The 26,570-nt window shown below is 55.9% G+C and carries 25 protein-coding genes; 4 read left to right on the top strand and 21 right to left on the bottom strand.

Going from position 1 to position 26,570, the window contains the following annotated elements:
- Positions 1 to 73 precede the first annotated feature (73 nt).
- The 12 genes from nlpD to cysG all read right to left on the bottom strand — a co-directional run bounded on the left by nlpD (position 74) and on the right by cysG (position 10,133).
- Complete coding sequence (gene nlpD, locus Q1L34_RS05085; protein WP_004866940.1) at positions 74 to 1,198, bottom strand: murein hydrolase activator NlpD; 1,125 nt, start codon at positions 1,196 to 1,198, stop codon at positions 74 to 76.
- Positions 1,199 to 1,322: 124 nt separating this feature from the next.
- Positions 1,323 to 1,949, bottom strand: a complete 627-nt coding sequence (locus Q1L34_RS05080) for a protein-L-isoaspartate(D-aspartate) O-methyltransferase (RefSeq protein WP_004866942.1) — start codon at positions 1,947 to 1,949, stop codon at positions 1,323 to 1,325.
- The gene (gene surE, locus Q1L34_RS05075; RefSeq protein WP_004866944.1) at positions 1,943 to 2,704 is read right to left on the bottom strand and encodes a 5'/3'-nucleotidase SurE; all 762 of its coding nucleotides are present in this window, start codon (positions 2,702 to 2,704) and stop codon (positions 1,943 to 1,945) included. Before surE ends, Q1L34_RS05080 begins: the two co-directional genes overlap by 7 nt.
- Complete coding sequence (gene truD, locus Q1L34_RS05070) at positions 2,685 to 3,734, bottom strand: tRNA pseudouridine(13) synthase TruD (RefSeq protein WP_048023747.1); 1,050 nt, start codon at positions 3,732 to 3,734, stop codon at positions 2,685 to 2,687. Before truD ends, surE begins: the two co-directional genes overlap by 20 nt.
- A complete protein-coding gene (gene ispF / locus Q1L34_RS05065; protein WP_004866948.1) occupies positions 3,731 to 4,210 on the bottom strand; it encodes a 2-C-methyl-D-erythritol 2,4-cyclodiphosphate synthase in 480 nt (159 codons plus the stop codon). Before ispF ends, truD begins: the two co-directional genes overlap by 4 nt.
- The gene (gene ispD / locus Q1L34_RS05060; RefSeq protein ID WP_044347446.1) at positions 4,210 to 4,920 is read right to left on the bottom strand and encodes a 2-C-methyl-D-erythritol 4-phosphate cytidylyltransferase; all 711 of its coding nucleotides are present in this window, start codon (positions 4,918 to 4,920) and stop codon (positions 4,210 to 4,212) included. The genes ispF and ispD overlap by 1 nt, the downstream gene beginning before the upstream one ends.
- 19 nt (positions 4,921 to 4,939) lie before the next feature.
- Positions 4,940 to 5,251 (bottom strand): cell division protein FtsB, encoded by a 312-nt coding sequence (ftsB, locus tag Q1L34_RS05055; protein WP_004866952.1) that lies wholly within the window; start codon positions 5,249 to 5,251, stop codon positions 4,940 to 4,942.
- A gap of 140 nt (positions 5,252 to 5,391) precedes the next feature.
- Positions 5,392 to 5,718, bottom strand: a complete 327-nt coding sequence (locus Q1L34_RS05050; protein ID WP_004866953.1) for a DUF3561 family protein — start codon at positions 5,716 to 5,718, stop codon at positions 5,392 to 5,394.
- A 48-nt stretch (positions 5,719 to 5,766) separates the two neighbouring features.
- Positions 5,767 to 6,372 carry an adenylyl-sulfate kinase gene (gene cysC, locus Q1L34_RS05045; protein ID WP_032718167.1) on the bottom strand — a complete coding sequence of 202 codons (606 nt, stop codon included), beginning with the start codon at positions 6,370 to 6,372 and terminating at the stop codon, positions 5,767 to 5,769.
- On the bottom strand, positions 6,372 to 7,799 hold the full coding sequence (gene cysN / locus Q1L34_RS05040) for a sulfate adenylyltransferase subunit CysN (RefSeq protein ID WP_004866956.1): 1,428 nt from the start codon (positions 7,797 to 7,799) through the stop codon (positions 6,372 to 6,374). Before cysN ends, cysC begins: the two co-directional genes overlap by 1 nt.
- 9 nt (positions 7,800 to 7,808) lie before the next feature.
- Entirely contained in the window at positions 7,809 to 8,717 is a 909-nt protein-coding gene (cysD, locus tag Q1L34_RS05035) for a sulfate adenylyltransferase subunit CysD (RefSeq protein ID WP_004866959.1), read from the bottom strand.
- Between the two features lie 9 nt (positions 8,718 to 8,726).
- A complete protein-coding gene (gene cysG, locus Q1L34_RS05030) occupies positions 8,727 to 10,133 on the bottom strand; it encodes a siroheme synthase CysG (RefSeq protein ID WP_327204572.1) in 1,407 nt (468 codons plus the stop codon).
- A 247-nt stretch (positions 10,134 to 10,380) separates the two neighbouring features.
- Between cysG and Q1L34_RS05025 the strand changes: the two genes are divergently transcribed.
- Complete coding sequence (locus Q1L34_RS05025; RefSeq protein WP_004866962.1) at positions 10,381 to 11,424, top strand: aminopeptidase; 1,044 nt, start codon at positions 10,381 to 10,383, stop codon at positions 11,422 to 11,424.
- Positions 11,425 to 11,501: 77 nt separating this feature from the next.
- Here Q1L34_RS05025 and cysH read toward each other — a convergent pair whose 3' ends face one another.
- The 3 genes from cysH to cysJ form a co-directional block, all read right to left on the bottom strand.
- A complete protein-coding gene (cysH, locus tag Q1L34_RS05020; RefSeq protein ID WP_004866964.1) occupies positions 11,502 to 12,236 on the bottom strand; it encodes a phosphoadenosine phosphosulfate reductase in 735 nt (244 codons plus the stop codon).
- A 96-nt stretch (positions 12,237 to 12,332) separates the two neighbouring features.
- A complete protein-coding gene (gene cysI / locus Q1L34_RS05015; RefSeq protein ID WP_004866966.1) occupies positions 12,333 to 14,045 on the bottom strand; it encodes an assimilatory sulfite reductase (NADPH) hemoprotein subunit in 1,713 nt (570 codons plus the stop codon).
- Entirely contained in the window at positions 14,045 to 15,844 is a 1,800-nt protein-coding gene (cysJ, locus tag Q1L34_RS05010; RefSeq protein WP_015585862.1) for an NADPH-dependent assimilatory sulfite reductase flavoprotein subunit, read from the bottom strand. The genes cysI and cysJ overlap by 1 nt, the downstream gene beginning before the upstream one ends.
- A gap of 521 nt (positions 15,845 to 16,365) precedes the next feature.
- On the opposite strand from cysJ, the gene queD reads away from it, so the two are divergent.
- The gene (gene queD, locus Q1L34_RS05005; RefSeq protein WP_004866969.1) at positions 16,366 to 16,728 is read left to right on the top strand and encodes a 6-carboxytetrahydropterin synthase QueD; all 363 of its coding nucleotides are present in this window, start codon (positions 16,366 to 16,368) and stop codon (positions 16,726 to 16,728) included.
- Between the two features lie 78 nt (positions 16,729 to 16,806).
- On the opposite strand, the gene queE is transcribed toward queD, so the two are convergent.
- Positions 16,807 to 17,478: a 7-carboxy-7-deazaguanine synthase QueE gene (queE, locus tag Q1L34_RS05000; protein ID WP_004866972.1), complete on the bottom strand. Its 672-nt coding sequence runs from the start codon at positions 17,476 to 17,478 to the stop codon at positions 16,807 to 16,809.
- Between the two features lie 512 nt (positions 17,479 to 17,990).
- Here queE and Q1L34_RS04995 point away from each other — a divergent pair.
- A complete protein-coding gene (locus tag Q1L34_RS04995; protein WP_032718169.1) occupies positions 17,991 to 19,100 on the top strand; it encodes an SDR family oxidoreductase in 1,110 nt (369 codons plus the stop codon).
- Between the two features lie 46 nt (positions 19,101 to 19,146).
- Here Q1L34_RS04995 and Q1L34_RS04990 read toward each other — a convergent pair whose 3' ends face one another.
- Positions 19,147 to 19,836 carry an N-acetylmannosamine-6-phosphate 2-epimerase gene (locus Q1L34_RS04990; RefSeq protein WP_004866975.1) on the bottom strand — a complete coding sequence of 230 codons (690 nt, stop codon included), beginning with the start codon at positions 19,834 to 19,836 and terminating at the stop codon, positions 19,147 to 19,149.
- The gene (locus tag Q1L34_RS04985) at positions 19,833 to 21,392 is read right to left on the bottom strand and encodes a PTS transporter subunit EIIC (RefSeq protein ID WP_004866978.1); all 1,560 of its coding nucleotides are present in this window, start codon (positions 21,390 to 21,392) and stop codon (positions 19,833 to 19,835) included. The genes Q1L34_RS04990 and Q1L34_RS04985 overlap by 4 nt, the downstream gene beginning before the upstream one ends.
- A 166-nt stretch (positions 21,393 to 21,558) precedes the next feature.
- On the opposite strand from Q1L34_RS04985, the gene Q1L34_RS04980 reads away from it, so the two are divergent.
- Positions 21,559 to 22,383 (top strand): MurR/RpiR family transcriptional regulator, encoded by an 825-nt coding sequence (locus Q1L34_RS04980; RefSeq protein ID WP_004866980.1) that lies wholly within the window; start codon positions 21,559 to 21,561, stop codon positions 22,381 to 22,383.
- Positions 22,384 to 22,451: 68 nt separating this feature from the next.
- Here Q1L34_RS04980 and eno read toward each other — a convergent pair whose 3' ends face one another.
- The 3 genes from eno to mazG form a co-directional block, all read right to left on the bottom strand.
- On the bottom strand, positions 22,452 to 23,747 hold the full coding sequence (eno, locus tag Q1L34_RS04975) for a phosphopyruvate hydratase (protein ID WP_004866982.1): 1,296 nt from the start codon (positions 23,745 to 23,747) through the stop codon (positions 22,452 to 22,454).
- A gap of 80 nt (positions 23,748 to 23,827) precedes the next feature.
- The gene (gene pyrG, locus Q1L34_RS04970) at positions 23,828 to 25,465 is read right to left on the bottom strand and encodes a glutamine hydrolyzing CTP synthase (protein ID WP_004866984.1); all 1,638 of its coding nucleotides are present in this window, start codon (positions 25,463 to 25,465) and stop codon (positions 23,828 to 23,830) included.
- Positions 25,466 to 25,688: 223 nt separating this feature from the next.
- Entirely contained in the window at positions 25,689 to 26,480 is a 792-nt protein-coding gene (gene mazG / locus Q1L34_RS04965; protein ID WP_004866986.1) for a nucleoside triphosphate pyrophosphohydrolase, read from the bottom strand.
- Between the last annotated feature and the right edge of the window lie 90 nt (positions 26,481 to 26,570).

Here is a 26,570-nt window from a genome sequence, read left to right as displayed (position 1 = left end):
CCCCGGTGAAGGGGCTGTTGCGACCGGCCTGGCGTCTGCTAACTGATGTGACGCTTATCCGTACTTCGCCAAATTATCGCTGCGGTAAATACTGCAGCGGGTTGACGGATTTCCCCTTGTAACGAATTTCAAAATGCAATCTTGTAGAGCTGGTGCCGGTGCTACCCATGGTAGCGATTTTCTGCCCCGCTTTAACTTCCTGTTGCTCCCGGACCAGCATTGTATCGTTATGAGCGTAGGCACTCAGGTAATCATCGTTGTGTTTGATGATAATAAGATTACCGTAACCGCGCAGCGCGTTACCGGCATAGACGACGCGTCCGTCAGCGGTCGCGACAATAGCCTGTCCCTTACTGCCTGCAATATCAATACCTTTATTGCCGCCTTCTGCGCCACTAAAGTTCTCGATAACCTTGCCATCAGTCGGCCAGCGCCATGTGGAGATAGGCGAACTGGTTGACGTACTGCTTGCAGTCGGTTGGTTTGTGCTAACAGCGGGAGCCGTCACTGGCGCGACGGTAGTCGTCGTCGCTGGCTTATTGTTCGGCAACATCTTATTAGCATTCTGTTCACCTGAGGATTCAGAATACGTAATAGTTGGTTGTGACGCAACCACCGCGGTCGATTTTTGTGCAGTATTTGAGGCCGCCGTCGCACCTCCGCTTGCCCGTACGCTTGCCGCAGCAACGGCGTTATCACCGGTGATTGGCTGGCCAGCAGAGTTGCCAACCTGCAGCGTCTGACCGACGTTCAGACCGTATGGTGCAGGGATGTTGTTGCGTTGCGCGAGGTCACGGAAATCGTTACCTGTTACCCATGCGATATAGAACAGCGTATCGCCGCGTTTCACGGTATAGGTGCTGCCACCCGTATAGCTGCCTTTCGGAATATCGCCATATTTACGGTTATAGACTATCTTGCCGTTCACGGTCTGCACCGGCTGCTGAGCCATCGGCTGAACCTGCGTCGCAGGCGTCTGAACCGGCTGTACCTGAGGGGTATGCGGAACAATGGCGGATCCTGTTGTCGACGGCGGAGTGATCAGCATCCCGGAATTCGTTCCCGAGGATGAGGCTCCACCCGCCGAGCTAACCGGCGCAGGCGGATTATTGGTATTCGTACAACCTGCCAGCCAGAGTGAAACCAGTGATAACGCCGCAATACGGCTTAAGGTAAATTTTGGGCTTCCCGCGCTCATTTATCCCCCAGGAATATGTTAACTGCCAATATCTTGCTTACCGGACAACACCCGGCCAGGACACTGAAAATGTGTCCACCCTACGCCTAAAGTCAGGCAAAAAAAACCTGGATAAATCCGGGTCTCACGCCAGCTCCCCTTGCACCAGAGGAACAAAGCGTACGGCTTCGACGGTATCCATCACAAACTCATTACCGCGACGACGGATCCGTTTCAGGAACTGATGCTCCTCGCCCACCGGTAATACCAGCACGCCTCCCTCATCCAGCTGCGCCAGCAGCGCTGGCGGCACTTCCGGCGGTGCGGCGGTGACGATAATCGCATCAAAGGGAGCGCGTGCCTTCCAACCCTGCCATCCATCGCCGTGACGGGTTGAAACATTATGTAAATCAAGTTGTTTCAGGCGACGACGCGCCTGCCACTGTAAACTCTTAATCCGTTCGACCGAACACACATGATGAACGAGATGCGCCAGGATCGCCGTCTGGTAGCCTGAACCGGTGCCAATCTCCAGCACCCGCGATTCCGGCGTCAGCGTCAGAAGCTCCGTCATCCGCGCCACCATGTAGGGTTGCGAGATGGTTTGCCCCTGGCCGATAGGTAGTGCCGTGTTCTCCCACGCCTTGTGTTCGAAGGCTTCATCAACGAATTTTTCACGCGGTACCAGGGTTATCGCCTCCAGCACGCGCTCGTCAACGATGCCCTGAGTACGCAGCTGATTCAGCAGGCTTTCTACACGTTTGCTTACCATTGTGTTGCCACTCCGACGCGATCCAGCCAGTCGGCCACCATCCCGTGAGCCTGGTGGGCGGTTAAATCAACGTGCAGCGGCGTCACGGAGACATAGCCTTCGTCAACGGCCGCAAAATCGGTATCCGGCCCGGCATCGTGCTTCTCTCCCGGCGGGCCAATCCAGTACAGCGTATTGCCGCGCGGATCTTTTTGCGGAATGACCTGATCGGCGGGATGTCGGCTGCCGCAGCGAGTGACGCGGATGCCTTTAATCTGCTCAAGTGGCAGATCGGGCACATTGATATTGAGGATGCGACCGGTACGCAGCGGCTCGCGGCTTAAAGCACGCAGGATAGAGCAGGTGATGGCCGCCGCGGTGTCGTAGTGCTGATGACCATTCAGGGAGACGGCCAGCGCCGGAAAGCCGAGGTGACGGCCTTCCATTGCCGCGGCGACAGTGCCGGAGTAGATAACGTCATCGCCGAGATTGGGGCCGGCGTTAATGCCGGAAACCACGATATCCGGACGCGGGCGCATCAGGGCGTTGACGCCGAGATAGACACAGTCCGTTGGTGTCCCCATCTGGACGGCGATATCGCCGTTATCGAAAGTGAAAGTGCGTAACGAAGACTCGAGAGTCAGGGAGTTCGATGCGCCGCTGCGGTTACGATCGGGTGCAACTACCTGGACCTCAGCAAACTCCCGTAAGGCCTTCGCCAGGGTCTGAATACCCGGCGCATGAATCCCGTCATCGTTACTCAGCAATATTCGCATAGTCACCCGTTGTATTGATAAGTTCCCTTACCACGCTGGTGGCGAAGCTGCCCGCTGGCAGCCAGAAACGCAGTTCAACGGTTACGTCATCCCACCAGTTCCAGCTCATCTGCTGCGGATAGAGCAGCATCGCCCGGCGTGCCGCTTCTACTTTTTCACGCACCAGCAGAGCCTGGAGCTGCGTCTCTTCGGCAACGGCCGCCTGCTCGGCGGCCAGCGCCTCGCGTTGGCTGCCCCACTCGCCGCTTCCCGGTAACGCCGCCGTAATCATCAGTTCACGGTTATCAACCCGCTCCTGCAGCTGCGCGCGTTCCTCAGGCGTAGCGACAAACCAGCTCCCGCGCCCCGCTAATTGTAGCGCATCGCCATCAACAACCTGATTAAATTCCGGTTTTTTTAATCTAATACTGACCTGTTGATTAAACAAGCCGCTACGCGCCGCCGACAGCCAAAAACTGCGTTTATTGCGATCGCGAAGCGGTGCGCCGCTCTCCGCCCAGCGCAGCGCGCCCAGCAGATTGCTGCCGCCGATACCAAAGCGCTGGGCGCCGAAATAGTTCGGCACCCCCTGTGCGGCAACAGCCTGCAGACGCCGCTCGACATCGTCGCGATCGCTGATTTCCCGCAGAATCAGGGTAAACTGGTTGCCCTTCAGCGCGCCGAGCCGCAGCTTACGTTTATGCCGCGCGTATTCCAGCACCTGGCAACCTTCCAGCTGAAACTTGCTCAGGTCAGGCATCTCTTTGCCCGGAAGCCGGGCGCACAGCCACTGCTCGGTCACGGCATGTTTATCTTTCTGCCCGGCAAAACTCACTTCCCGCGCATGGATTTTAAGGAACTTAGCCAGCGCATCCGCCACAAACCGCGTATTGCAGTCCGTTTTCAGAATCCGTACCAACAGATGCTCGCCTTCGCCATCCGGCGCAAAGCCGAGATCTTCGACCACCACGAAATCTTCCGGGTTGGCTTTCAGTATCCCCTGCCCCTGCGGTTTACCGTGCAGCCAGGTGAGTTCATTGAAGGCAATCATTGCTGCCCCTTACGCAGCAGCGCCACCGCTTCGCAGGCGATGCCTTCACCGCGGCCGGTGAAACCCAGCTTCTCGGTGGTGGTGGCTTTCACGTTGACATCATCCATATGGCAGCCGAGGTCTTCGGCGATAAAGACACGCATCTGCGGAATATGCGGCAGCATTTTCGGCGCCTGAGCAATGATCGTGACATCGACGTTTCCGAGGGTATAACCTTTGGCCTGAATCCGCCGCCAGGCTTCGCGCAACAGCTCGCGGCTGTCGGCGCCTTTAAAGGCCGGGTCGGTATCCGGGAACAGCTTGCCGATATCCCCCAGCGCCGCCGCCCCAAGCAGGGCATCGGTCAGCGCATGCAGCGCCACGTCGCCATCGGAATGGGCCAACAGCCCTTTCTCGTAAGGGATGCGCACCCCGCCAATAATGATTGGGCCTTCACCACCAAAAGCGTGTACGTCAAAACCGTGTCCAATTCGCATTAAGCCTTCTCCTGGTGTCGGGAACGGGTAAGGTAAAATTCTGCCAGCGCCAGGTCTTCCGGGCGCGTCACTTTAATATTATCAGCTCGTCCGGCCACCAGTTCGGGATGGAAGCCACAGTACTCCAGCGCCGAGGCTTCATCGGTGATGGTCGCGCTTTCATTGAGCGCGCGCGTCAGGCACTGGAGGAGTAATTCACGAGGGAAAAATTGCGGCGTCAGCGCATGCCATAAGTCATTCCGATCGACGGTGTGCGCAATAGCCACCTTGCCGGGTTCCGCGCGTTTCATGGTATCGCGAACCGGCGCAGCGAGAATGCCCCCCACGCGGCTGGTTTCGCGCAGCGCCAACAGGCGCTGGAGGTCATCCTGATGCAGGCACGGGCGCGCGGCATCGTGCACCAGTACCCATTCGGCCTCAGGCAGCGCCTGCAGACCAGCCAGGACGGAGTCAGCGCGCTCGGCCCCGCCGTCGACGACGGTAATCTGCGGATGAGTGGCCAGCGGCAGCTGGCTAAAGCGGATATCGCCGGGACTGACGGCAATCACCACGCGCTGCACGCACGCGTTCGCCAACAGCGCGGCGACCGCGTGTTCGAGAATCGTTTTGTTACCGATTGAGAGATATTGTTTCGGGCATTCCGTTTGCATACGGCGGCCAAAACCGGCTGCCGGTACCACGGCGCAAACACCCGGAAAAGTGGCTGCCATGTCGTAATCCTGGGCTTGTTTATCGATTGTTCTGCGTCGACCCCTGGTTGCGCTTAGACGCATCCGGGACCAGACGATAAAATGTTTCGCCCGGGCGGGTCATGCTTAGTTCATTGCGCGCGCGCTCTTCGATCGCTTCCTGACCGCCGTTAAGGTCATCGATTTCCGCAAACAGTTGATCGTTGCGCGCCTTTAATTTGCTGTTAGTGGCTTGCTGCGCGGTGACGTCGTCATTCACCCGGCTATAGTCATGCAGACCATTTTTACCGAACCACAGCGAGTACTGTAGCCAGACCAGCAAAGCCAATAGTAGCAGCGTTAATTTACCCATTCTGCCCCCTGAAAAACGGCATCATCATCCCATAACTCGCCCGAGCATTTCACTCCGACGCGCGGACGACGCCGCGTAACGCGGGGACTGTAACACATTTCTGTCGCCGATACCCAGGCTTGATTCATACGCAGAAAGGACTATCCCAGCAACCAGAGGAACAGCAGACCAAACATCAGCCCCACGGTCAAAATGGTCGCGCATGCGCTGTACAGGAGCTTACCGTTCAACAGCGAGTGCAGCGCAATCCCGACGACCACGGCAACCGGCATTAAGGCGAGAAAAAAGGGCCAGGTGTAGAGGAGGAAAAAAAGCGTATTACTGCCATACATGAGGAAAGGAATACCCAGCGCCAGCAGCCATGAAATAAAGCCCACGGCGGCGCCTGACAAAGACCAGGTGGTCTCGTCATGGGCCACCGCGGGTGGTTCTGGACGAATGAGACTGATGTTCTGGGTATTGCGCATATCGAATCCTGTTGACCGGGCGACCGGCACCTCAATGCCGCCGCCGTTTCAGGATCTGATAATATCGCTCTGTCTGAGGAGGTCTAATAGTTGGTGCACCAAATTTGTTACCAATTGTTCACCATCCAGATGAATTTCCGCCTTTTCTGGTGGTTCATACACCGAATCTATGCCGGTAAAATTGCGTAATTCACCCGCTCGCGCCTTCTTGTATAACCCTTTTGGATCCCGCGCCTCGCAGATAGCCAGCGGCGTATCGACAAACACTTCGATAAAGCGCCCTTCGCCTAAACGCTCGCGCACCATCTGCCGTTCAGCGCGATGTGGAGAGATAAACGCGGTCAACACCACCAGCCCGGCATCAACCATCAGCTTCGCCACTTCCCCGACACGACGAATATTTTCTTTACGATCGCTATCGCTAAAACCGAGATCGCTACACAGGCCGTGCCGCACGTTATCGCCATCCAGCAGATAGGTGCTGACGCCCAGCTGATGCAGCGCCTCTTCCAGCGCGCCGGCAACGGTAGATTTACCTGAGCCGGACAGCCCGGTAAACCACAGCACCACGCCGCGATGGCCGTGGTGTTGTTCGCGCTGCTCCCGGGTGACCGGATGGGCGTGCCAGACGACGTTTTCGTCATGCCGGGCCATTACTTGCCTCCCAGCAGGTCGCGCGCGTCCCAGTGCGGGAAGTGTTTACGGATCAGCTGATTCAGTTCCAGTTCAAACGCGCTGAAGGAGGATGTCGATGCCTGGCGCTGTTCCAGCGGTTCGCGCACCATGCCAGCACCTACCGTGACGTTGGTCAACCGGTCGATGAAGATCAGCCCGCCGGTTACCGGGTTATGCTGATATTTGTCCAGCACCAGCGGCTCGTCGAAGGTCAAATCGACAAGTCCAATCCCGTTCAGCGGCAGCGACTCGACTTCGCGCTGGGTCAAATTATTGATATCAACCTGATAACGAATCCCGTCGACACGCGCGCGCGTTTTCTTGCCGGCAATTTTAATGTCATAGCTCTGGCCCGGGGCTAACGCCTGCTCGGCCATCCACACCACATCCACGCTGGCGCTTTGCACCGCGGGCAGCGTCACCTGCGCATCGACCAACAGGTCGCCGCGGCTGATATCAATCTCATCTTTCAACACGATAGTGATGGCTTCACCGGCACCGGCTTCCTGCAGGTCGCCGTCAAACGTCACAATACGCGCCACGCTGGATTCAACGCCCGATGGCAGTACCTTCAGGCGCTGTCCGACCTTCACGCTGCCGGAAGCCACGGTCCCGGAGAAACCGCGGAAGTCGAGGTTGGGCCGGTTAACAAACTGGACCGGGAAACGCAGCGGTTGATTTTCCACCACGCGACGGATTTCAACGGTTTCCAGCACTTCCAGCAGCGTCGGGCCGCTGTACCACGGCATGCTGACGCTCTGGGTCGCGACGTTGTCCCCTTCAAGGGCAGAAAGCGGAACAAAGCGAATATCAACGTCACCCGGCAGCTGCCCGGCAAAGGTGAGGTACTCTTCGCGAATGCGATTAAACGTCTCTTCGCTAAAATCCACCAGATCCATTTTATTCACCGCCACCACCAGGTTTTTAATTCCCAGCAGCGTCGAGATAAAGCTATGACGGCGAGTCTGATCGAGCACGCCTTTGCGCGCATCCATCAGCAGAATCGCCAGATCGCAGGTGGAAGCGCCGGTGGCCATATTGCGGGTGTACTGCTCGTGCCCCGGGGTGTCGGCGATAATAAATTTGCGTTTCTCGGTAGAGAAATAGCGATAGGCGACATCGATGGTGATGCCCTGCTCGCGTTCAGCCTGCAGGCCATCCACCAGCAGCGCCAGATCCAGTTTTTCACCCTGCGTGCCGTGACGCTTACTGTCATTATGCAGCGATGAGAGCTGATCTTCGTAAATCTGTCGGGTATCGTGCAGCAGGCGGCCAATCAGGGTACTTTTCCCGTCATCGACGCTGCCGCAGGTCAGGAAGCGCAGCAGGCTTTTGTGCTGTTGCGCGTGCAGATAAGCTTCTACGCCGCCTTCATTAGCAATTTGTTGGGCAATTGTCGTGTTCATGGCGGCTCCTTAGAAATACCCCTGACGTTTCTTCAGCTCCATGGAGCCGGCCTGGTCGCGGTCAATCATACGACCCTGACGCTCGCTGGTTGTGGAGACCAGCATCTCTTCAATAATCTCCGGCAGCGTTTGCGCGTTGGATTCCACCGCACCGGTCAGCGGCCAGCAGCCTAAAGTACGGAAGCGCACCATCTGCTTTTTGATCATCTCGCCCGGTTGCAGATCGATACGATCGTCATCAATCATCATCAGCATACCGTCGCGTTCAAGCACCGGACGCTCGGCCGCCAGATACAGCGGAACGATTTCGATATTTTCCAGATAGATGTACTGCCAGATATCCAGCTCGGTCCAGTTGGAGAGCGGGAAGACACGGATGCTTTCGCCCTTGTTAATCTGGCCGTTGTAGTTGTGCCACAGCTCCGGACGCTGGTTTTTCGGATCCCAGCGGTGAAAACGGTCGCGGAAAGAGTAGATGCGCTCTTTGGCGCGCGATTTTTCTTCGTCGCGACGGGCGCCGCCGAAGGCGGCATCAAAGCCGTACTTGTCCAGCGCCTGCTTCAGACCTTCGGTCTTCATGATGTCGGTGTGCTTGGCGCTGCCGTGAACAAACGGGTTAATCCCCATCGCCACCCCTTCCGGGTTTTTGTGCACCAGCAGCTCGCAGCCGTAGGCTTTGGCAGTACGGTCGCGGAATTCATACATTTCGCGGAATTTCCAGCCGGTATCAACGTGCAGCAGCGGAAAAGGCAGGGTTCCCGGATAAAACGCTTTACGCGCCAGATGCAGCATGACGCTGGAATCTTTACCGATGGAGTACATCATCACCGGGTTAGAGAATTCGGCGGCCACCTCGCGAATAATGTGGATGCTTTCAGCCTCCAGTTGCCGCAGGTGAGTGAGTCGTTTTTGGTCCATAACCGTTCCTTAAGCCAGATTCACCACAGACGCGTTAAACGCATCTGCTTGAGTTGTTTGTTGAAACCAGGCGAGCTGGTGGTGTAATTGCACCACTTCGCCCACGACCAGCAGAGCGGGCATCGGGGCATCTTTCGCCAGCGCTTCGAGCTGCTGTAAGGTGCCCGTTATCGTTTGCTGATCGGCGCGAGTACCGCGAGAAATCACCGCCACCGGCGTATTGCTATCCCGACCGTGGGCGATCAGCTGCGCGCTGATTTCCGCCGCTTTCATGGTGCCCATGTAGATAGCCAGCGTCTGTCGGCTTTGCGCCAGCAGCGACCAGTCGTGCGCGGCGCTGTCGGCCTTGTAATGACCGGTGACGAAGGTGACGCTCTGGGCGTAATCGCGATGGGTCAGCGGAATGCCGGCATAGGCCGTCGCCCCGGCAGCAGCCGTTACGCCCGGGACCACCTGAAACGGAATCCCTGCGGCGGCGGCCGCCTGTAGTTCTTCGCCGCCGCGTCCGAAAATAAACGGATCGCCGCCTTTCAGGCGCACCACCGTTTTGCCTTCTCGCGCCGCGTCGACCAGCATCTGGTTCGTTTCATGCTGCGGCACCGAGTGTTCGCCCGCGCGCTTACCCACGCAGATCATCTCGGCATCGCGGCGCACCAGTTCGCGGATCTCCGGCGTCACCAGATGGTCATAAAACACCACGTCCGCCTTCTGTACCGCCTGCAGGCCGCGCAGCGTCAGCAGCCCGGCATCGCCCGGCCCGGCGCCGACGAGAATAATTTCACCCAGCCGTTTTTCCGGCTGATGCAGTTCTTCTTCCAACGCCTTATCGGCGGCGGCTTTATTTCCGGCAATCATCAGACTGGCAAAACGGCCATTGAAGACCCGCTCCCAGAAGTGCCGCCGTGCTGCCGTCGTCGTCAGATGCGTTTTGATATGATGCCGCCAGTAGCTGGCCGCCTCGGCGACGCGTCCCAGGTTAGTGGGCAGCAGCGCTTCGATTTTTTCGCGAATCAGCCGGGACAATACCGGTGCTGAACCGCCGGAGAATATCGCTATCAGCAGCGGAGAACGGTCCACGATGGAGGGAAACACCACCGAGCAGAGCGGCTGATTATCGACAACGTTCACCAACCGGTAACGGGCGTTGGCGGCAGCGGAAACCCGCTGATTGAGCGCATCATCGTCGGTCGCGGCGATCGCTAAAAAGACATCGTCCAGCTGTTGCTCTTCAAACTCATGGGCCCGCCACTGAATCTCCTGGCGTTCAACCCGCGCGGCGACCTCTTCAGATAATGCTGCCGCCACAACCTGCACGTTGGCTCCTGCCCGGCGCAAGAACATAATTTTGCGCGCCGCAATGTCTCCGCCGCCAATAACCAGCACCGGTTTTTCTTTCAATTCGGCAAACAGGGGCAAATAGTCCACGTTGCAACAACTCGCTTACAATCAGTCATAGAGCGACTATAGGGTGCTGTTTAGAGCAAATGAAATTACTAAATGGAATGAGTAGTTACCCAAAAGAATAACGACCTGAAAAAGCAAATATCAAAAAGTGCTTAACGCGCGGTTTTTCCGCTATTTAAGAGCAAATGAAATTGTTTAACCGCAGTCACAGTTTCATACTATGAGCGTTAAATTTTTCCCTCGAGAAAGGACCCCCGCTATGTTTTCCGCGTTGTGCCGCCGCCTCCTTCCCCTGGCGCTTGGCGCAGGTTTTGTCTTCTCCGCCCCGGCTTTCAGCGCCATGGGCGAAACCGCAAATACCCAGGCTCGTCATATCGCGACTGTTTTTCCCGGAAGAATGACCGGTTCGCCCGCTGAAATGCTGTCGGCGGACTATGTGCGTCAGCAGTTTGCCCAAATGGGCTATCAAAGCGACATCCGCAGCTTCCACGCGCGTTATATCTACAGCAATACGGATAAACGGAAAAACTGGCAAAACGTCACCGGCAGCACCGTCATTGCCGCCCATGAAGGCGCGGCTCGCCAGCAGATCATTGTGATGGCGCACCTCGACACCTATGCGCCCATGAGCGATGCTGACGTCGAACGCAACCTTGGCGGCCTGACCCTGCAGGGCATCGACGATAATGCCGTCGGCGTGGGCGTATTGCTGGAGCTGGCCGAGCGGTTGAAAAATGTGTCCACTCACTACGGCATTCGCTTTATTGCTTCCAGCGGTGAAGAGGAAGGTAATCTCGGCGCGCAAAATATCCTGAAGCGAATGAGCGATGCGGAGAAGAAAAATACGCTGCTGGTGATTAATCTCGATAATCTGGTGGTTGGCGATAAGCTCTATTTTAATAGCGGGCGCAGCACTCCCGCCTCGATTCGCAAACTCACCCGAGACCGCGCGCTGGCTATTGCGCGCAGCAAAGGGATTGCCGCCTATACCAATCCTGGCCTCAATCATGATTATCCGCAGGGTACCGGCTGCTGTAATGACGCCAGCATTTTTGATAGCGCGGGGATCCCGGTCCTGTCCGTGGAGGCCACGAACTGGTCTCTGGGTAAGAAAGATGGCTATCAACAGCGCAACAAATCCGCCTCCTTCCCGCGAGGAACCAGCTGGCATGACGTACAGCTGGATAACCAGCAGCATATTGATAAGGCTCTGCCGGGTCGTATCGAACACCGCAGCCGCGATGTCGTCAAGGTGATGCTGCCGCTGATAAAAGAGCTGGCAAAGGCGGAAAAGCAGAGCTAATTCGCTGTCCGGCGACATGAAAAAAGCCCTCGTCGTTCAGACTGAGGGCTTTGTCTCAGGAAACGGTCGTCGCTGACTTAGCCTTCGTGCAGCCCGCACTCGCGCTTCAGACCAAAGAAACGCGTCTCTTCTTCCGCCATCCCCGGTTCCCATTTGCGGGTGGTGTGGGTATCCCCTACCGAAAGGTATCCCTGCTCCCACAGCGGATGATAGGTGAGGCCGTGCTTCTGCAGATATTGATAGACGGTGCGGTTATCCCAGTCGATGATTGGCAGCACCTTAAAGACCCCGCGCTGAATGGCCAGCACCGGGAGCGTGGCGCGGCTACCGGACTGTTCCCGACGGAGTCCCGCAAACCAGGTTTGCGCGTTCAGCGCTTCCAGGGCCCGGTTCATCGGTTCGACTTTGTTGATCTCATTGTATTTTTCAATGCCTTCAACGCCCTGCTCCCACAGCTTACCGTAGCGTGCTTCCTGCCAGGCGGCGCTCTCCTTCGCCCGATAGACCTTCAGGTTCAACTTGAGCTTATCCGTTAACTCGTCGATAAACCGATAGGTTTCCGGGAACAGATAGCCGGTATCGGTCAAAATGACCGGAATATCCGGCCGTACCTGATTAACCAGATGCAGGCTCACCGCCGCCTGAATACCAAAGCTTGAAGAGAGCACGTATTCGCCCGGAAGGTTTTCCAGCGCCCACGCAACGCGCGCTTCCGCGCTCAGCTTTTCCAGCTGGCTGTTGGTTTCCGCCAGTTGCAAAATGCGATCGACCTTCGGTAATTCGTTAAGGACGTGTAGATCGAGTACGGACATAAAGACCTCATTTGCCTGTTCTGCCGGGCGTACTGCATTTGCCCGGCCTACAAAACCAGTACCCGATAAGCTTAGCGCTTCCGGGCGATGCCGGGCTTATTCCCAGAAATCACGGGCTGGGTCGAGCACCGGGCGAATGATGCCCGCACGCACCGTAAAGTCGCCGAAGCCTTCACCCGCTTCGCGCTCTTTCGCCCAGCGCCCTACCAGTTCGTCGATCGAGTCGAGAATCTCCGACTCGGTAATGTTCTCGCGATACATCCGTGGAATACGCGTCCCGCTGCGGTTACCGCCGAGATGCAGGTTGTAGCGACCCGGCGCTTTACCCACCAGCCCGACTTCCGCCAGCATCGCACGACCGCAGCCGTTCGGACAGCCGGTCACACGCGTCACGATATGCTCATCGCTCACGCCGTGCTTGCCCATGATCCCGTCAACCTTATCAATAAACGACGGCAGGAAGCGTTCTGCTTCGGCCATCGCCAGCGGACAGGTCGGGAAGGAGACGCAGGCCATCGAGTTTTCACGCTGCGGGGTGACCGCATTCATCAGCCCGTGGTCGCGCGCCAGCTTTTCAATCCGCGCCTTTTCCGTCTCCGGTACGCCGGCAATAATCAGGTTCTGGTTCGCCGTAATACGGAACTCGCCCTGATGGATCTTTGCGATCTCCAGCAGACCGGTTTTCAGCGGACGGCCCGGATAATCAAGAATACGTCCGTTTTCAATAAACAGCGTCAGGTGCCATTTTTTGTCGATCCCTTTGACCCAGCCGATGCGATCGCCGCGACCGGTGAACTCATACGGGCGGATCGGTTCAAACTTGATCCCCGCCCGGCGCTCCACTTCGGCTTTGAAGGTTTCGACGCCGACGCGCTCAAGAGTATATTTGGTTTTCGCATTTTTACGGTCAGTACGGTTACCCCAGTCGCGCTGGGTAGTGACGACCGCTTCCGCGACCGCCAGAGTGTGCTCCAGCGGCAGATAGCCAAACTCGCTCGCCGTACGGGCGTAGGTTTTTTTGTTGCCGTGCTCAATAGACAACCCGCCGCCCACCAGCAGGTTAAAGCCTACCAGCTTGCCATTTTCGGCAATCGCCACGAAGTTCATGTCGTTGGCGTGCAGATCGATATCGTTCTGCGGCGGGATCACCACGGTGGTTTTGAACTTACGCGGCAGGTAGGTCTGGCCGAGGATCGGTTCTTCGTCGGTGGTGGCGACCTTTTTCTGATCGAGCCAGATCTCCGCATAGGCGCGGGTACGCGGCAGCAGGTGCTCGGAGATCTTTTTCGCCCACTCGTAGGCTTCAGCATGCAGCTGAGACTCGTGCGGGTTAGAGGTGCACAGCACGTTACGGTTCATGTCGTTGGCGGTGGCCAGCGCGTCCAGGCCAACCGAGTGCAGCATCTGATGCACCGGCTTCACATTCTTCTTCAGAATACCGTGGAACTGGAAGGTCTGGCGGTTGGTCAGACGAATACTGCCGTAAATGGTGTTATCGGCGGCAAATTTATCAATCGCCTGCCACTGCGTAGTGGTGATCACGCCCCCAGGCAGACGACAGCGCAGCAGCATCGCATGACGCGGCTCCAGCTTCTGTGCCGCACGCTCGGCGCGAATGTCGCGGTCATCCTGCTGATACATGCCGTGAAAGCGAATCAGCAGAAAGTTGTCGCCTTTAAAGCCGCCGGTAAGGGGGTCGTTTAAGTCTTCTGCGATCGTGCCGCGCAGGTAGTTGCTCTCTACCTTCATGCGCTCGGCGTCGGTCAGTTTACCTTCGACCACCAGAGGTCCTGGATGTTTTTCGCTCATTAGTAGACATCTCGCTGATAACGGCGCTCAACGCGCAGCTCACTCAAAAATTCGTCCGCCGCTTCGGCGTCCATCGCGCCAAATTCGGCAATCACTTCCAGCAACGTCTGCTCAACGTCTTTCGCCATACGATTGGCATCGCCGCAGACATAAATATGGGCGCCGTCATTAATCCAGCGCCACAGTTCGGCCCCCTGCTCGCGCAGCTTGTCCTGAACATAGACTTTTTGTTGTTGATCGCGGGACCAGGCCAGGTCGATACGGCTCAGCACGCCTTCTTTGACGTAGCGTTGCCACTCCACCTGATAAAGGAAATCTTCCGTAAAGTGCGGGTTGCCGAAGAACAGCCAGTTCTTGCCTTCCGCACCGTCCGCCGCACGCTGCTGCATGAAGGCGCGGAACGGCGCGATACCGGTACCGGGGCCAATCATAATTACCGGCGTCTGCGGGTTAGCAGGCAGGCGGAAGTTGTCGTTGTGTTCAATAAAAACGCGAACTTCGCCATCTTCTTCGACACGGTCGGCAAGGAAGCTGGACGCACCGCCAGCGCGAGCGCGGCCTTCGATATCGTAGCGAACGGCGCCCACGGTGATATGGACTTCGCTTTCTACTTCCGCCTGCGATGAGGCAATGGAGTAGAGACGCGGCGTCAGCGGACGCAGCAGGCCAATTAACGCGTCGGCATCCAGCTGCGCCGGAGAGAAACGCACCATATCGACAATCGGCGTGGTCGCGGCGTAGTGCTGGAGCTGCGCTTTATCGCCCACCAGCGGCAGCAGGGTTTCGCTGCGGGTTAAGGTCGCGTAATTCTCAACGATGTTAGCGGTATTGACCGTTAACTCGAAATGCCATTCCAGCGCTTCCGCCAGCGGCAGGGTTTTGCCGTCAACCGTGACCGGCTCATCACCTTTCAGCCACAGCAGCTCAACCAGCTCTTTCACCAGAGCCGGATCGTTCTGATACCAGACGCCCAGCGCATCGCCCGGCTGGTAACGCAGACCGGAGTCAGCGAGATCGATTTCAATATGACGTACATCTTTTTCAGAATCGCGGCCGGTGATTTTCTGATTCACCGCCAGCGTCGCCGTCAGCGGCGCTTCTTTGGTATACGGGCTGGAGTGAATGTCATTCACCGCCCCGCTCGGCGCTCCCTGGGCCGGAGCCGCGACGGGCGCACGAGATTTCAAGACTTCAACAACCCGCGCGCGCCATTCTGCCGCCGCAGGCTGGTACTCGACGTCTGCGTCAACGCGATCCAGCAGACGTTCAGCGCCCAGCTCAGCCAGACGGCTGTCAAAATCTTTTCCGGACTGGCAGAAGAATTCGTAAGAGGTATCACCTAAGCCAAATACCGCAAAGGCGGTACCCTCAAGCTTCGGCGCTTTTTTGGAAAACAGGAATTTATGCAGCGCAACGGCCTCTTCCGGCGACTCACCCTCACCTTGCGTCGACGTCACGATAACCAGCAGCTTTTCGGAGGCAATTTGTTTGAATTTATAGTCGCCTGCGTTCACCAGTTTCACGTTCAGCTGCGCGGCGATCAGATCGTCACGCAGCGCTTCCGCCACGCGGCGTGCGTTGCCGGTTTGCGATGCTGAAATCAGAGTAATGCCCGGCATTTCTGCAGCCTGAGCAGGAACCGCTGTGGCTGCGCCGGAGTGCTGATTCAGCACGCCCCAAAAGTAGCCCGAAACCCAGGCAAGCTGAGTCGGGGTGAAGTCTGTCGTGGCCGCCTGAAGGCGTGCCAGTTGCTCCGGGTTCAGCGGGAGCAAATTGGAAGGTGGGGCCTGTGTCGTCATGCGTCGTTATGTTCCAGTAAGCAAAGCTGTTATTCGCACCCTGTCAGCGCGGCAAAAACAGAAGAGGATGTATTTACTCTAAATAATTCGAGTTGCAGGCAGGCGGCGACGCAGTTCCCCCCCGGGAGCTTATCTAAGTAAGTGACCGGGGTGGTCGAGGACAAATTCGTCAGGAACGAATTTGAACGCTGTTCACTGCGCCCGTTAGGGCGAGGCCCAAGGATGGGCCGAGTTATTGCCAACGCACATGCGGCTCGAAGTATGACGAGTTATAAGGTTAACGGCGCCGATAGTAACAATTAAAGAAGGGATGGAAATAACAAATAACCAAATGGACTAACCTGTTTTAGTTATAGTTATTAACAACAAAAACGATTAGCCAACGCTATGAAATTAAAAAGAATATTAAGGTACTCGTGGGTAAATACGTCGATATTTCGCTCAGGACCGTTTTAGTTAATGATAAAAAAACCGCTTTCCGGTACCCTACGGCGGTTTTTTTGTCTTATTGAGAGTAAAAGATGTCCACCACCCTGTTTAAAGATTTCACCTTCGAAGCCGCCCATCACCTGCCTCACGTACCGGAAGGTCATAAGTGCGGTCGCCTGCACGGCCACTCTTTTATGGTGCGTCTGGAGATTACCGGTGAAGTCGATCCCCACACGGGCTGGATCATGGATTTTGCCGAGCTCAAGGCGGCGTTTAAACCGACCTACGATCGCCTGGATCACTACTACCTGAACGACATTCCCGGTCTGGAAAACCCAACCAGCGAAGTGCTGGCGAAGTGGATTTGGCAGCAGATGAAACCGCTGGTGCCGCTGCTGAGCGCCGTGATGATCAAAGAAACCTGTACCGCAGGCTGCATTTATCGCGGCGAGTGATGCGCTGGCCGGAAACCGACGTTTCCTGGCGCGCAGAACAGAAAGGCCCGGTACGCATCCTGCGACCGGGCCTTTTTATCAGGCAATATTCAGATATTTATGCGTCTGCATTGAGAGCCGCCAGTTGCGGGCGATGCAGGTCTCAATACACAGACGCGTCGCATCCTCTTTCTGGCTGATGGGCTGCAGAGCAATAATCCGCGGCTTGTCGTCGCTCAGCGTTTCCAGCAGTTCGTCCAGCGCTTCGATATCGCGCACGCGGCCAACCGGATGCTTAATTTCATCCGCGCGCAGCAGCGCCTGCGACAGCACATCGTAGCCACCGCGCATATTGACCTTCGGTGAAACCGTCACCCAGGTGCGCGGGCTGCAGCGCACTTCATGGGTACCGCTGGTTTCAATCTGGCAACTGAATCCGTTCTGCTCCAGCAGCATGGTCAGCGGGGTTAAGTCGTGGATGCAGGGCTCGCCGCCGGTGATCACCACGTGACGTGCGGTCCAGTCCTGACGGCCGATAATCGCCAGCAGGTCTTCGCCGCTGGCCGGGCCCCATTTATCACTCTCTTTGGTTTTCGCCAGAATACTAAACAGCGACACTTCCCGATCCGCAAGTTTATCCCAGGTATGTTTGGTATCGCACCAGGCGCAACCAACCGGGCATCCCTGCAGACGAATAAAAATGGCAGGCACGCCGGTGAAGTAACCCTCGCCTTGCAAGGTCTGGAACATCTCGTTAATCGGGTACTGCATAATCATCTCTGTTTAGGTTCGAAACGAGCATTATCGCAGATTTAGCGGCCGAGGTCTTGTCCTCAGCTGCGATTGCCGGCGCTTAGCTGTGGCTGAAGTCAGACTAAGATTATAGCCTGCTGAGCAATTCTAAACGGTCCCTTCAGCTTTATTTCTCGCAGCCTTTAAAGACCTTCAACGACGGAAGAAATAAATCACCTCGACTTATTTCTGCATGTATTACGTTTTTTATACAGCGACTTTTGATGTAACTAAATATGTTTTAAATTACATTTAAACACCTATAACAACACCATTGAGAATATAACAATAATCATAAAAATCATATATGTACAAATTGAAACATGAAAAACAGAATCTTCTTCACTTCGCGGATGTCCAATGCTATCCACGCCCGTTCGTAACCTTAATTCGGTCTTAAGAAAGCCTTCCGACTCGCCATTTTCCATTGACTCACCGTTTAGTTTCAGCCGCCTAGAATCCAGCCGACCAACCATGATGAGACGGCGTTCATGAATACACTATTAATTACAGGCGTTACCGGTTTTCTGGGGGGAGCGGTTTTAGAGAATATCCTGAAGCAAAATAACGGGATTAATCTGCTGCTTTTAGTTCGAGCCGATAATGATGACGCGGCGCTTGCCCGGGTCAAAGAAAACATGCGCAAGTTCAATGTCTCTGAGGAGAAACTGGCGACGCTGGGTACGCAACATATTCTCGCGGGCGATTTAGCTAATCCCGCAGAATTTCTCTGCGACCCACGTCTGGAACAAGTGACTCACGTGCTCAACTGTGCGGCTGTCGCCTCCTTTGGCAATAACCCGCTCATCTGGAAGGTGAACGTGGAAGGCACCCTGCAGTTTGCCCAACGTATGTCCCGGGTTGCAGGGCTACAGCGCTTCCTGCATGTGGGTACGGCTATGTCATGTTCTCCCGAGCCCGATTCTCTGGTCGCGGAAAGCGCCGAGTTTCGCGAACGTGCCGAACACCTTGTCGAATACACCCACTCTAAATCCACGATCGAGCAGCTGATGCAGCAGACCTGCCCGACGCTTCCGTTGACGATTGCCCGCCCCTCGATTGTCGTGGGCCATACTCATCACGGCTGCCAGCCCTCCAGCAGTATCTTCTGGGTATTCAGCATGGGCTTAATGCTGCAAAAATTCCTCTGCTCAATGGAAGACCGGATCGATGTGATTCCCGTCGACTATTGCGCCGATGCGCTGATGATGCTGCTTGATAACCAGCTTGCGCAGGGGGAAGTCGTGCATATTTCGGCAGGTGAAGAAAATAGCGTCAAATTTGCTGAGATCGATCGCGCCATGGCCTCGGCGCTGGAGCAGGTTCCCGTCGGCGATAGGTATGCGCAGGTCAGCTATGAGACGCTGGTCAAGATGCGTCGCGAACTGAAGGATATCTTCGGTCCCTGCAATGAACGTCTGATGCTCAAAGCAATGCGCCTTTATGGCGCCTTCGCAACCCTCAACGTACGCTTCAGCAACGATAAACTGCTCAGCATGGGAATGCCGAAGCCGCCGCGCTTTACCGATTATATCGATCGCTGCGTGCAGACCACCCGCGGGCTTTCGATTCCGCAGCAGATGGCCGTTGATTTCAAATAAGCCTGTAAAACCCGCCGAGGCGGGTTTTTTATTCAGTATAAAAACCTCAGGCTTTGATGGCCGCCGCAAAGCGTGCCGTAATTTGCTGAGGACGAGTAATCGCGCCGCCAACCACCACGGTATGCGCGCCCAGTTCAAGGCACCGGGCCGCCAGCGTCGGGGTTTCAACGTTCCCTTCCGCCACCACCGGAATATTTACAGCAGCCAGTACATCGCGTAAAAAACCGCAGTCGTTTTCCGGCAGTGCGTGCCCCTCCGTTTCTGCCGTATAGCCGTAAAGCGTGGTGCCCACGCAATCAAACCCGAGAGACTGCGCCGTGAGCGCTTCTTCCGCCGTCGAGATATCCGCCATCAGCAGCACCGACGGGTACTTCGCACGAATTTCCGCGACCAGCGCATCCAGCCGCTGCCCACCGGGGCGCGGGCGAGCCGTGGCATCAAGCGCGATGAGTTCCGGCCCGACGCTCATCAGTTCATCCACCTCTTTCATGGTCGCCGTAATAAACACTTCGCTGTCCGGATAATCACGCTTAATGATGCCAATCACCGGCAGTGAAACCAGCTGTTTAATGGCAGCAATGTCCGCCACGCTGTTGGCGCGAATCCCCTCCGCGCCGCCCTCTTCTGCCGCTACCGCCATCCGCGACATGATAAACGGGCTGTGCAACGGCTCATTATCCAGCGCCTGGCAGGAGACGATGAGTTTCCCTTTCAGGTTATCCAGTACAGTTTTCATAACGCTAAGCTCTCTTCCACTTCATTTTTAATAATCGTGACGTGTGGGCCATAGATGACCTGCACGCCGTTGCCTCGCAGGATCACGCCGCGCGCGCCCGTGGCCTTCAATGCTTCCTGATCGACTTTCCCGCCGTCTTTTACCGTGACGCGCAATCGCGTGGCGCAGCAATCCACCTCTTCCAGATTATCTCGCCCGCCCAGCCCGGCAATCACTGCCGCCGCACGTTCGCTTTGTGGGATGGTATTTTCGACTGCCGCTTCTTTCTCCCGGCCAGGCGTCATAAAACCAAAACGGTTAATCAGGAAGCGGAACGTGAAGTAGTAGAGGCAGAACCACGGCACGCCGACCAGCGGCACATACATCCAGTGAGTTTTGGCTTCGCCCTGCAATACGCCAAAGAGGATGAAGTCGATAAAGCCGCCGGAGAAAGTCTGGCCGATGGTGATGTGCAGAATGTGGGCGATCATAAACGCCAGCCCGTCGAAGAAAGCGTGGATGACGTAGAGAACGGGTGCCACGAACAGGAAGGAGAACTCAATTGGCTCGGTGATCCCCGTCAGGAAAGAGGTCAACGCCGCTGAAAGCAGCAGCCCCGCCACGCGCTTCTTATTCTCCGGCTTCGCCGTGTGGTACATCGCCAGACATGCGCCAATCAGGCCAAACATCATGGTGATGAAACGCCCGGACATGAAACGGGACGTGCCGATAAAGAACTGCTGCGTATTCGGATCGGACAACTGAGCGAAGAAGATGCGCTGGGTGCCTTCCACCAGCTGTCCGTTAACGATTTCGCTGCCGCCTAGTGCCGTCGTCCAGAACGGTAAATAGAAGATGTGATGCAGGCCAAATGGGCCCAGCATGCGCAGGATAAAGCCATACAGCAGCGTGCCCAGATAACCCGTCGCATCGACCAGCCCGCCCAGGCCGAAAATCAGCTTCTGGAAATGGGGCCACACTACGGTCATAAGGGCCCCGACCAGAATCGCGGCCAGCGAGCTGATAATCGGGACAAAGCGCGAGCCGCCAAAGAATCCCAGGAACTGAGGCAGCGCAATTTTATTAAAGCGATGATGCAGGGCGCAGGTCACCAGGCCAATCACCACGCCGCCAAAAACGCCCGTTTCCAGCGTCTGAATGCCCAGCGTCATCCCCTGTCCCACCGCGCCCGGATTCTCATGCGCCAGCGTGCCGTTGAGGATAAGCAATGCGTTAATTGTGGCGTTCATCACCAGAAACGCCAGCAGCGCCGCGAGCCCGGCGGTCCCTTTGTCGGTTTTCGCCAAACCAACGGCAACCCCGACGGCAAACAGCACCGAGAGATTGGCAAACACAATAGAGCCTGCGCTGCTCATGATCGTGAAGATTGCCTGTAGCCAGGCAACATCCAGGAACGGATACGCCGTTAAGGTGTTCGGGTTAGAGAGCGCGCCGCCAATTCCCAACAGTAAGCCTGCGGCAGGCAGCACAGCGATCGGCAGCATGAACGATTTCCCGAAGCGCTGTGCCTTTTCAAACCATGCTCCGGAGGAGGCACCGCTGAACATTTGATTCATTTTTTCATTCCCCTGTTGTAGTGATGAAAATTTTTACCACAATTTAATTTATATGTGAAAATTATCATCACAAACCAGGAGGACGATCATACTTTTTTAAAATGACTGGCATCGATCCCCTGCTTTCCGCCACACTAGCCACAGAGAAACGCATTAAGGATCCTGCATGTCTGAAAATGAAAATCTGCTGTTAAGGCTGCGTCAGGGCGTGTCCGGCTACAGCCCGACACAGCAAAAGCTGGGGGAGTTTGTGCTGGGCGATCCGGCAAAGGTGCTTTACCTGACGATCACCGAACTGGCGCGAGAGAGTGAGACCAGCGAAGCCAGCGTGACCCGCCTGTGCCGCACGCTGGGCTGCAAGGGCTACAACGAATTTAAGATGGCGCTGGCGCTGGATATTCAGCAGGGTCAACCAACTCAGCGCAGCGGCGATGAAATTGATAACGTGGTCAATGAATCCGTTCAGGCCTTACAGGACACCGCAAAGCTACTCGACAGGGCATTGCTCGAACAGGCGGCTCAGGCGCTGCATCAGGCAGATGCGGTGCAAATATACGGCGTGGCGGCCAGCGCCATTCTTGGCGAGTATCTGCATTACAAGCTGCTGCGCCTCGGCAAGCCCGCGCAGCTTTTCAGCGACATGCATCGCGCGGCAATGAATGCCACCACGCTTTCAAAAAACACGCTGGTGGTGGCGATTTCCAGCTCCGGCTCCACACGGGATCTGCTGCACGTGGTGAAGCTTGCCCGCAAGCGCGGCGTGCAGGTGCTGTCGCTCAGTAACACCCCGCGTAGCCCGCTGGCTTCGCTGAGCGATATTCAGCTGGTGGCGGCAAAACCCGAAGGGCCGCTGAGCGCAGGCGCACTCAATGCTAAAGTCGGCGTAATGCTGCTGGTGGAACTGCTGACGACTTCGCTGATTGCACTTGATGAGCACTACAGCGACGTCAACCAGCAAACGGCCAGCGCAACGCTGCCGCTGCTGCTGTAAATCGGTTAGCTTCAGATATAAAAAAACCCGCCAGGGCGGGTTTTTTAGATTAAGAGCGAAAGTCAGTCTTACTGACCTTTGATCTCTTTACGACCGTTGTACGGTGCTTTTTCGCCCAGCGCTTCTTCGATACGAATCAGCTGGTTGTATTTAGCAACGCGGTCAGAACGGCTCATAGAACCAGTTTTGATCTGGCCTGCAGCGGTACCCACAGCCAGGTCAGCAATGGTAGCGTCTTCAGTTTCGCCAGAACGGTGAGAGATAACGGCAGTGTAGCCAGCGTCTTTCGCCATTTTGATCGCAGCCAGAGTTTCGGTCAGAGAACCGATCTGGTTGAATTTGATCAGGATGGAGTTAACGATGCCTTTCTCGATACCTTCTTTCAGGATCTTGGTGTTGGTTACGAACAGATCGTCACCAACCAGCTGGATTTTGTCGCCCAGGACTTTAGTCTGGTATGCGAAGCCATCCCAGTCAGATTCGTCCAGACCGTCTTCGATAGAGACGATCGGGTACTGTTTGGTCAGCTCTTCCAGGAAGTGAGTGAACTCTTCAGAGGTGAACGCTTTGTTGCCTTCGCCGGCCAGAACGTATTTACCGTCTTTGTAGAATTCAGACGCTGCGCAGTCCATCGCCAGAGTGATGTCTTTGCCCAGCTCGTAACCTGCAGCTTTAACCGCTTCAGCGATAACAGCCAGCGCTTCTGCGTTGGAGCCCAGGTTCGGCGCGTAGCCACCTTCGTCACCAACTGCAGTGTTCATACCTTTAGCTTTCAGAACTTTAGCCAGGTTGTGGAACACTTCAGAACCCATACGTACGGCTTCTTTCAGGGATTTAGCGCCAACCGGCTGAATCATGAATTCCTGGATGTCGACGTTGTTATCAGCGTGCTCACCACCGTTGATGATGTTCATCATCGGAACCGGCATGGAGTATTTGCCCGGAGTGCCGTTCAGCTCAGCGATGTGTTCGTACAGCGGCTGGCCTTTAGAGGCAGCGGCTGCTTTGGCGTTAGCCAGAGACACAGCCAGAATTGCGTTCGCACCGAAGTTAGATTTGTTTTCAGTACCGTCCAGGTCGATCATGATTTTATCGATGCCAGCCTGATCTTTGGCGTCTTTGCCAAGGAGAGCCTGAGCGATCGGGCCGTTGACAGCGCCAACAGCTTTCAGTACGCCTTTACCCATGAAACGGGATTTGTCGCCATCGCGCAGTTCCAGCGCTTCGCGGGAACCAGTAGAAGCACCTGACGGAGCTGCTGCCATACCAACGAAACCACCTTCCAGGTGTACTTCGGCTTCAACAGTCGGGTTACCACGGGAGTCGATGATTTCACGACCGATGACTTTAACGATTTTGGACATTAGGTTTTCCTCAGTACAAGTTAAACTAAAACTCCAGACAAACAATGCACCCGAATGGGTGCATTGCCGTTCTAACTCTTTTACTTCGCCTGACGCTTTTGATACTCGCTTGCCGCTTTCACAAAACCTGCAAACAGCGGATGGCCATCACGCGGCGTCGAAGTAAACTCCGGATGGAACTGACAAGCAACGAACCACGGGTGATTCGGCACTTCGATGATCTCGACCAACTGATCATCCCCGGAACGGCCCGCAACACGCAGGCCCGCATTTTCAATCGGTTTCAACAACATGTTGTTGACTTCATAGCGGTGACGATGTCGTTCAGTGATGGTCGGCTCGCCGTACAGCTGGCGAACCAGGCTCGCGTCGTCCAGCTGGCACTGCTGCGCGCCCAGGCGCATGGTGCCGCCGAGGTCGCTCTTCTCAGAACGCACTTCAACGTTGCCTTCTTCATCACGCCATTCAGTAATGAGTGCCACTACCGGGTACTTACAGTCTGGCACAAATTCTGTGGAGTTGGCGTTTTCCATCCCCGCTACGTTGCGCGCGAACTCAATCAGCGCAACCTGCATACCCAGACAAATACCCAGATATGGAATGTTATTTTCACGCGCATAGCGCGCAGTGGCGATCTTCCCTTCAACACCGCGGTAGCCGAAGCCGCCAGGGATCAGGATAGCGTCCAGATTCTTCAGAATTTCGACGCCGCGCGTTTCCACATCCTGCGAATCAATCAGCTTGATGTTCACGGTCACGCGGTTTTTCAGACCACCGTGTTTCAGCGCTTCAATCACGGACTTGTACGCGTCCGGCAGTTCAATGTACTTGCCGACCATACCGATCGTGACTTCACCTGCCGGGTTAGCTTCTTCGTAAATCACCTGCTCCCATTCGGCCAGGTTCGCTTCCGGACAGTTTAAGCTGAATCGTTTACAAATATAATCGTCCAGCCCCTGAGATTTCAACAGGCCTGGAATTTTATAAATGGAATCGACATCTTTCAGAGAAATAACAGCCTTTTCCGGAACGTTGCAGAACAATGCAATTTTTGCACGTTCGTTGGCCGGTACCGCGCGATCGGAGCGGCAGATCAGGATATCTGGCTGAATACCGATGGAAAGCAGCTCTTTTACGGAGTGCTGGGTCGGTTTGGTTTTGACTTCGCCGGCTGCCGCCATATACGGCACCAGGGTCAAATGCATAAACAGAGCATGCTCGCGACCGATTTCTACCGCCATCTGACGGATAGCTTCGAGGAACGGCAGGGATTCGATATCACCGACGGTACCGCCGATTTCAACCAGCACCACATCGTGACCTTCACCACCGGCAAGCACGCGCTCTTTAATCGCGTTAGTGATGTGCGGGATAACCTGTACGGTTGCGCCCAGATAGTCACCGCGGCGCTCTTTACGCAGAACGTCGGAGTAAATACGACCCGTGGTGAAGTTGTTGCGGCGGCTCATTTTGGTACGGATGAAGCGCTCGTAGTGACCCAGGTCCAGATCGGTTTCAGCGCCGTCTTCAGTAACGAACACTTCCCCGTGTTGGATTGGGCTCATGGTGCCCGGATCGACGTTGATGTACGGATCCAGTTTCATCATGGTTACGTTAAGCCCACGGGCTTCGAGAATAGCGGCCAGGGAGGCTGCGGCAATGCCTTTACCCAGAGAGGATACGACCCCGCCGGTCACAAAAATATAGTTCGTTGTCATGCTGAACCTGAGAAGTTAGGGTGAAACGATGGAATAACCAGGACGGGAAAGTAGTATACCCGAACACGACGAGCGCCACAAACTTTCATTCTCCGTCTCCTTTCCAGGTCATGACAAACATAAGGAGTGAGAAAATAGCCCCTTTTGGGTAAATGTTTTTGACGCAAATCAAGCGCTTGTCATTTAAAAAATCACACAAATAGCGCTTGATCGCAAAATTTCGTTAGAGATCAGTTTCCTGGCGTTTTACCTCTTGCCACACTTCTTCCATGATATCGAGGTCTACGCCGGTCATTTCCAGCCCGCGAGCGGCGACAATTCGTTCAACTTCCCGGAAACGACGTTCGAATTTCAGGTTCGCTTTCTGCAAGGCGACTTCAGCTTTTACCCCTAAATGGCGGGATAAATTGACCGTTGCGAACAGCAGATCGCCCATTTCCTCCTCCAGTTTAGCTTCATCTACGACCGCCTGCTGCGCCTCGTGCATGACCTCATCGATCTCTTCATGCACTTTATCCAGCACCGGGCCGAGCGACGTCCAGTCAAAGCCTACCGCCGAACAGCGACGCTGAATTTTATGCGCGCGCATCAGCGCCGGCAGGCTGTGCGGAATATCATCCAGCGCGGAATGCTGCGCCTTTTGCGCACGCTCAGCGCTTTTGATTTGCTCCCAGCGTGCCAGCACTTCGGCGCTGTTGCCGGCAGTCGCATCGCCGAAGATATGCGGATGACGGCGCTCCAGTTTGTCGCTGATGGCGGCACAGATGTCGTCAAATGCAAAGCGGCCCTCCTCCTGTGCCATCTGGGCGTAGAACACCACCTGAAACAGCAGGTCCCCCAGCTCGCCACGCAGATCGTCGAAATCTTCACGGGCGATGGCATCCAGCACTTCGTACGTCTCTTCAAGGGTATACGGGGCGATGGTGGCGAAGGTCTGCTCTTTGTCCCACGGACAGCCGTTTTCCGGATCACGCAGGCGTTTCATAATGCCAAGCAGGCGATCGATTTGGGTCATAGTGTTTCCTTGCAACATATTGGTTTTATTTACCTTCCCCGGATAAAACACGGGGAAAAATCAGCGAGGTTCGCGGATAAAAGACGCGCA

Origin of the sequence: Klebsiella ornithinolytica (assembly GCF_030505655.1) — a bacterium.
In the GTDB taxonomy this organism is placed as follows: Bacteria; Pseudomonadota; Gammaproteobacteria; order Enterobacterales; family Enterobacteriaceae; genus Klebsiella; species Klebsiella ornithinolytica.
This window is presented reverse-complemented; position numbering and strand designations above follow the sequence as displayed.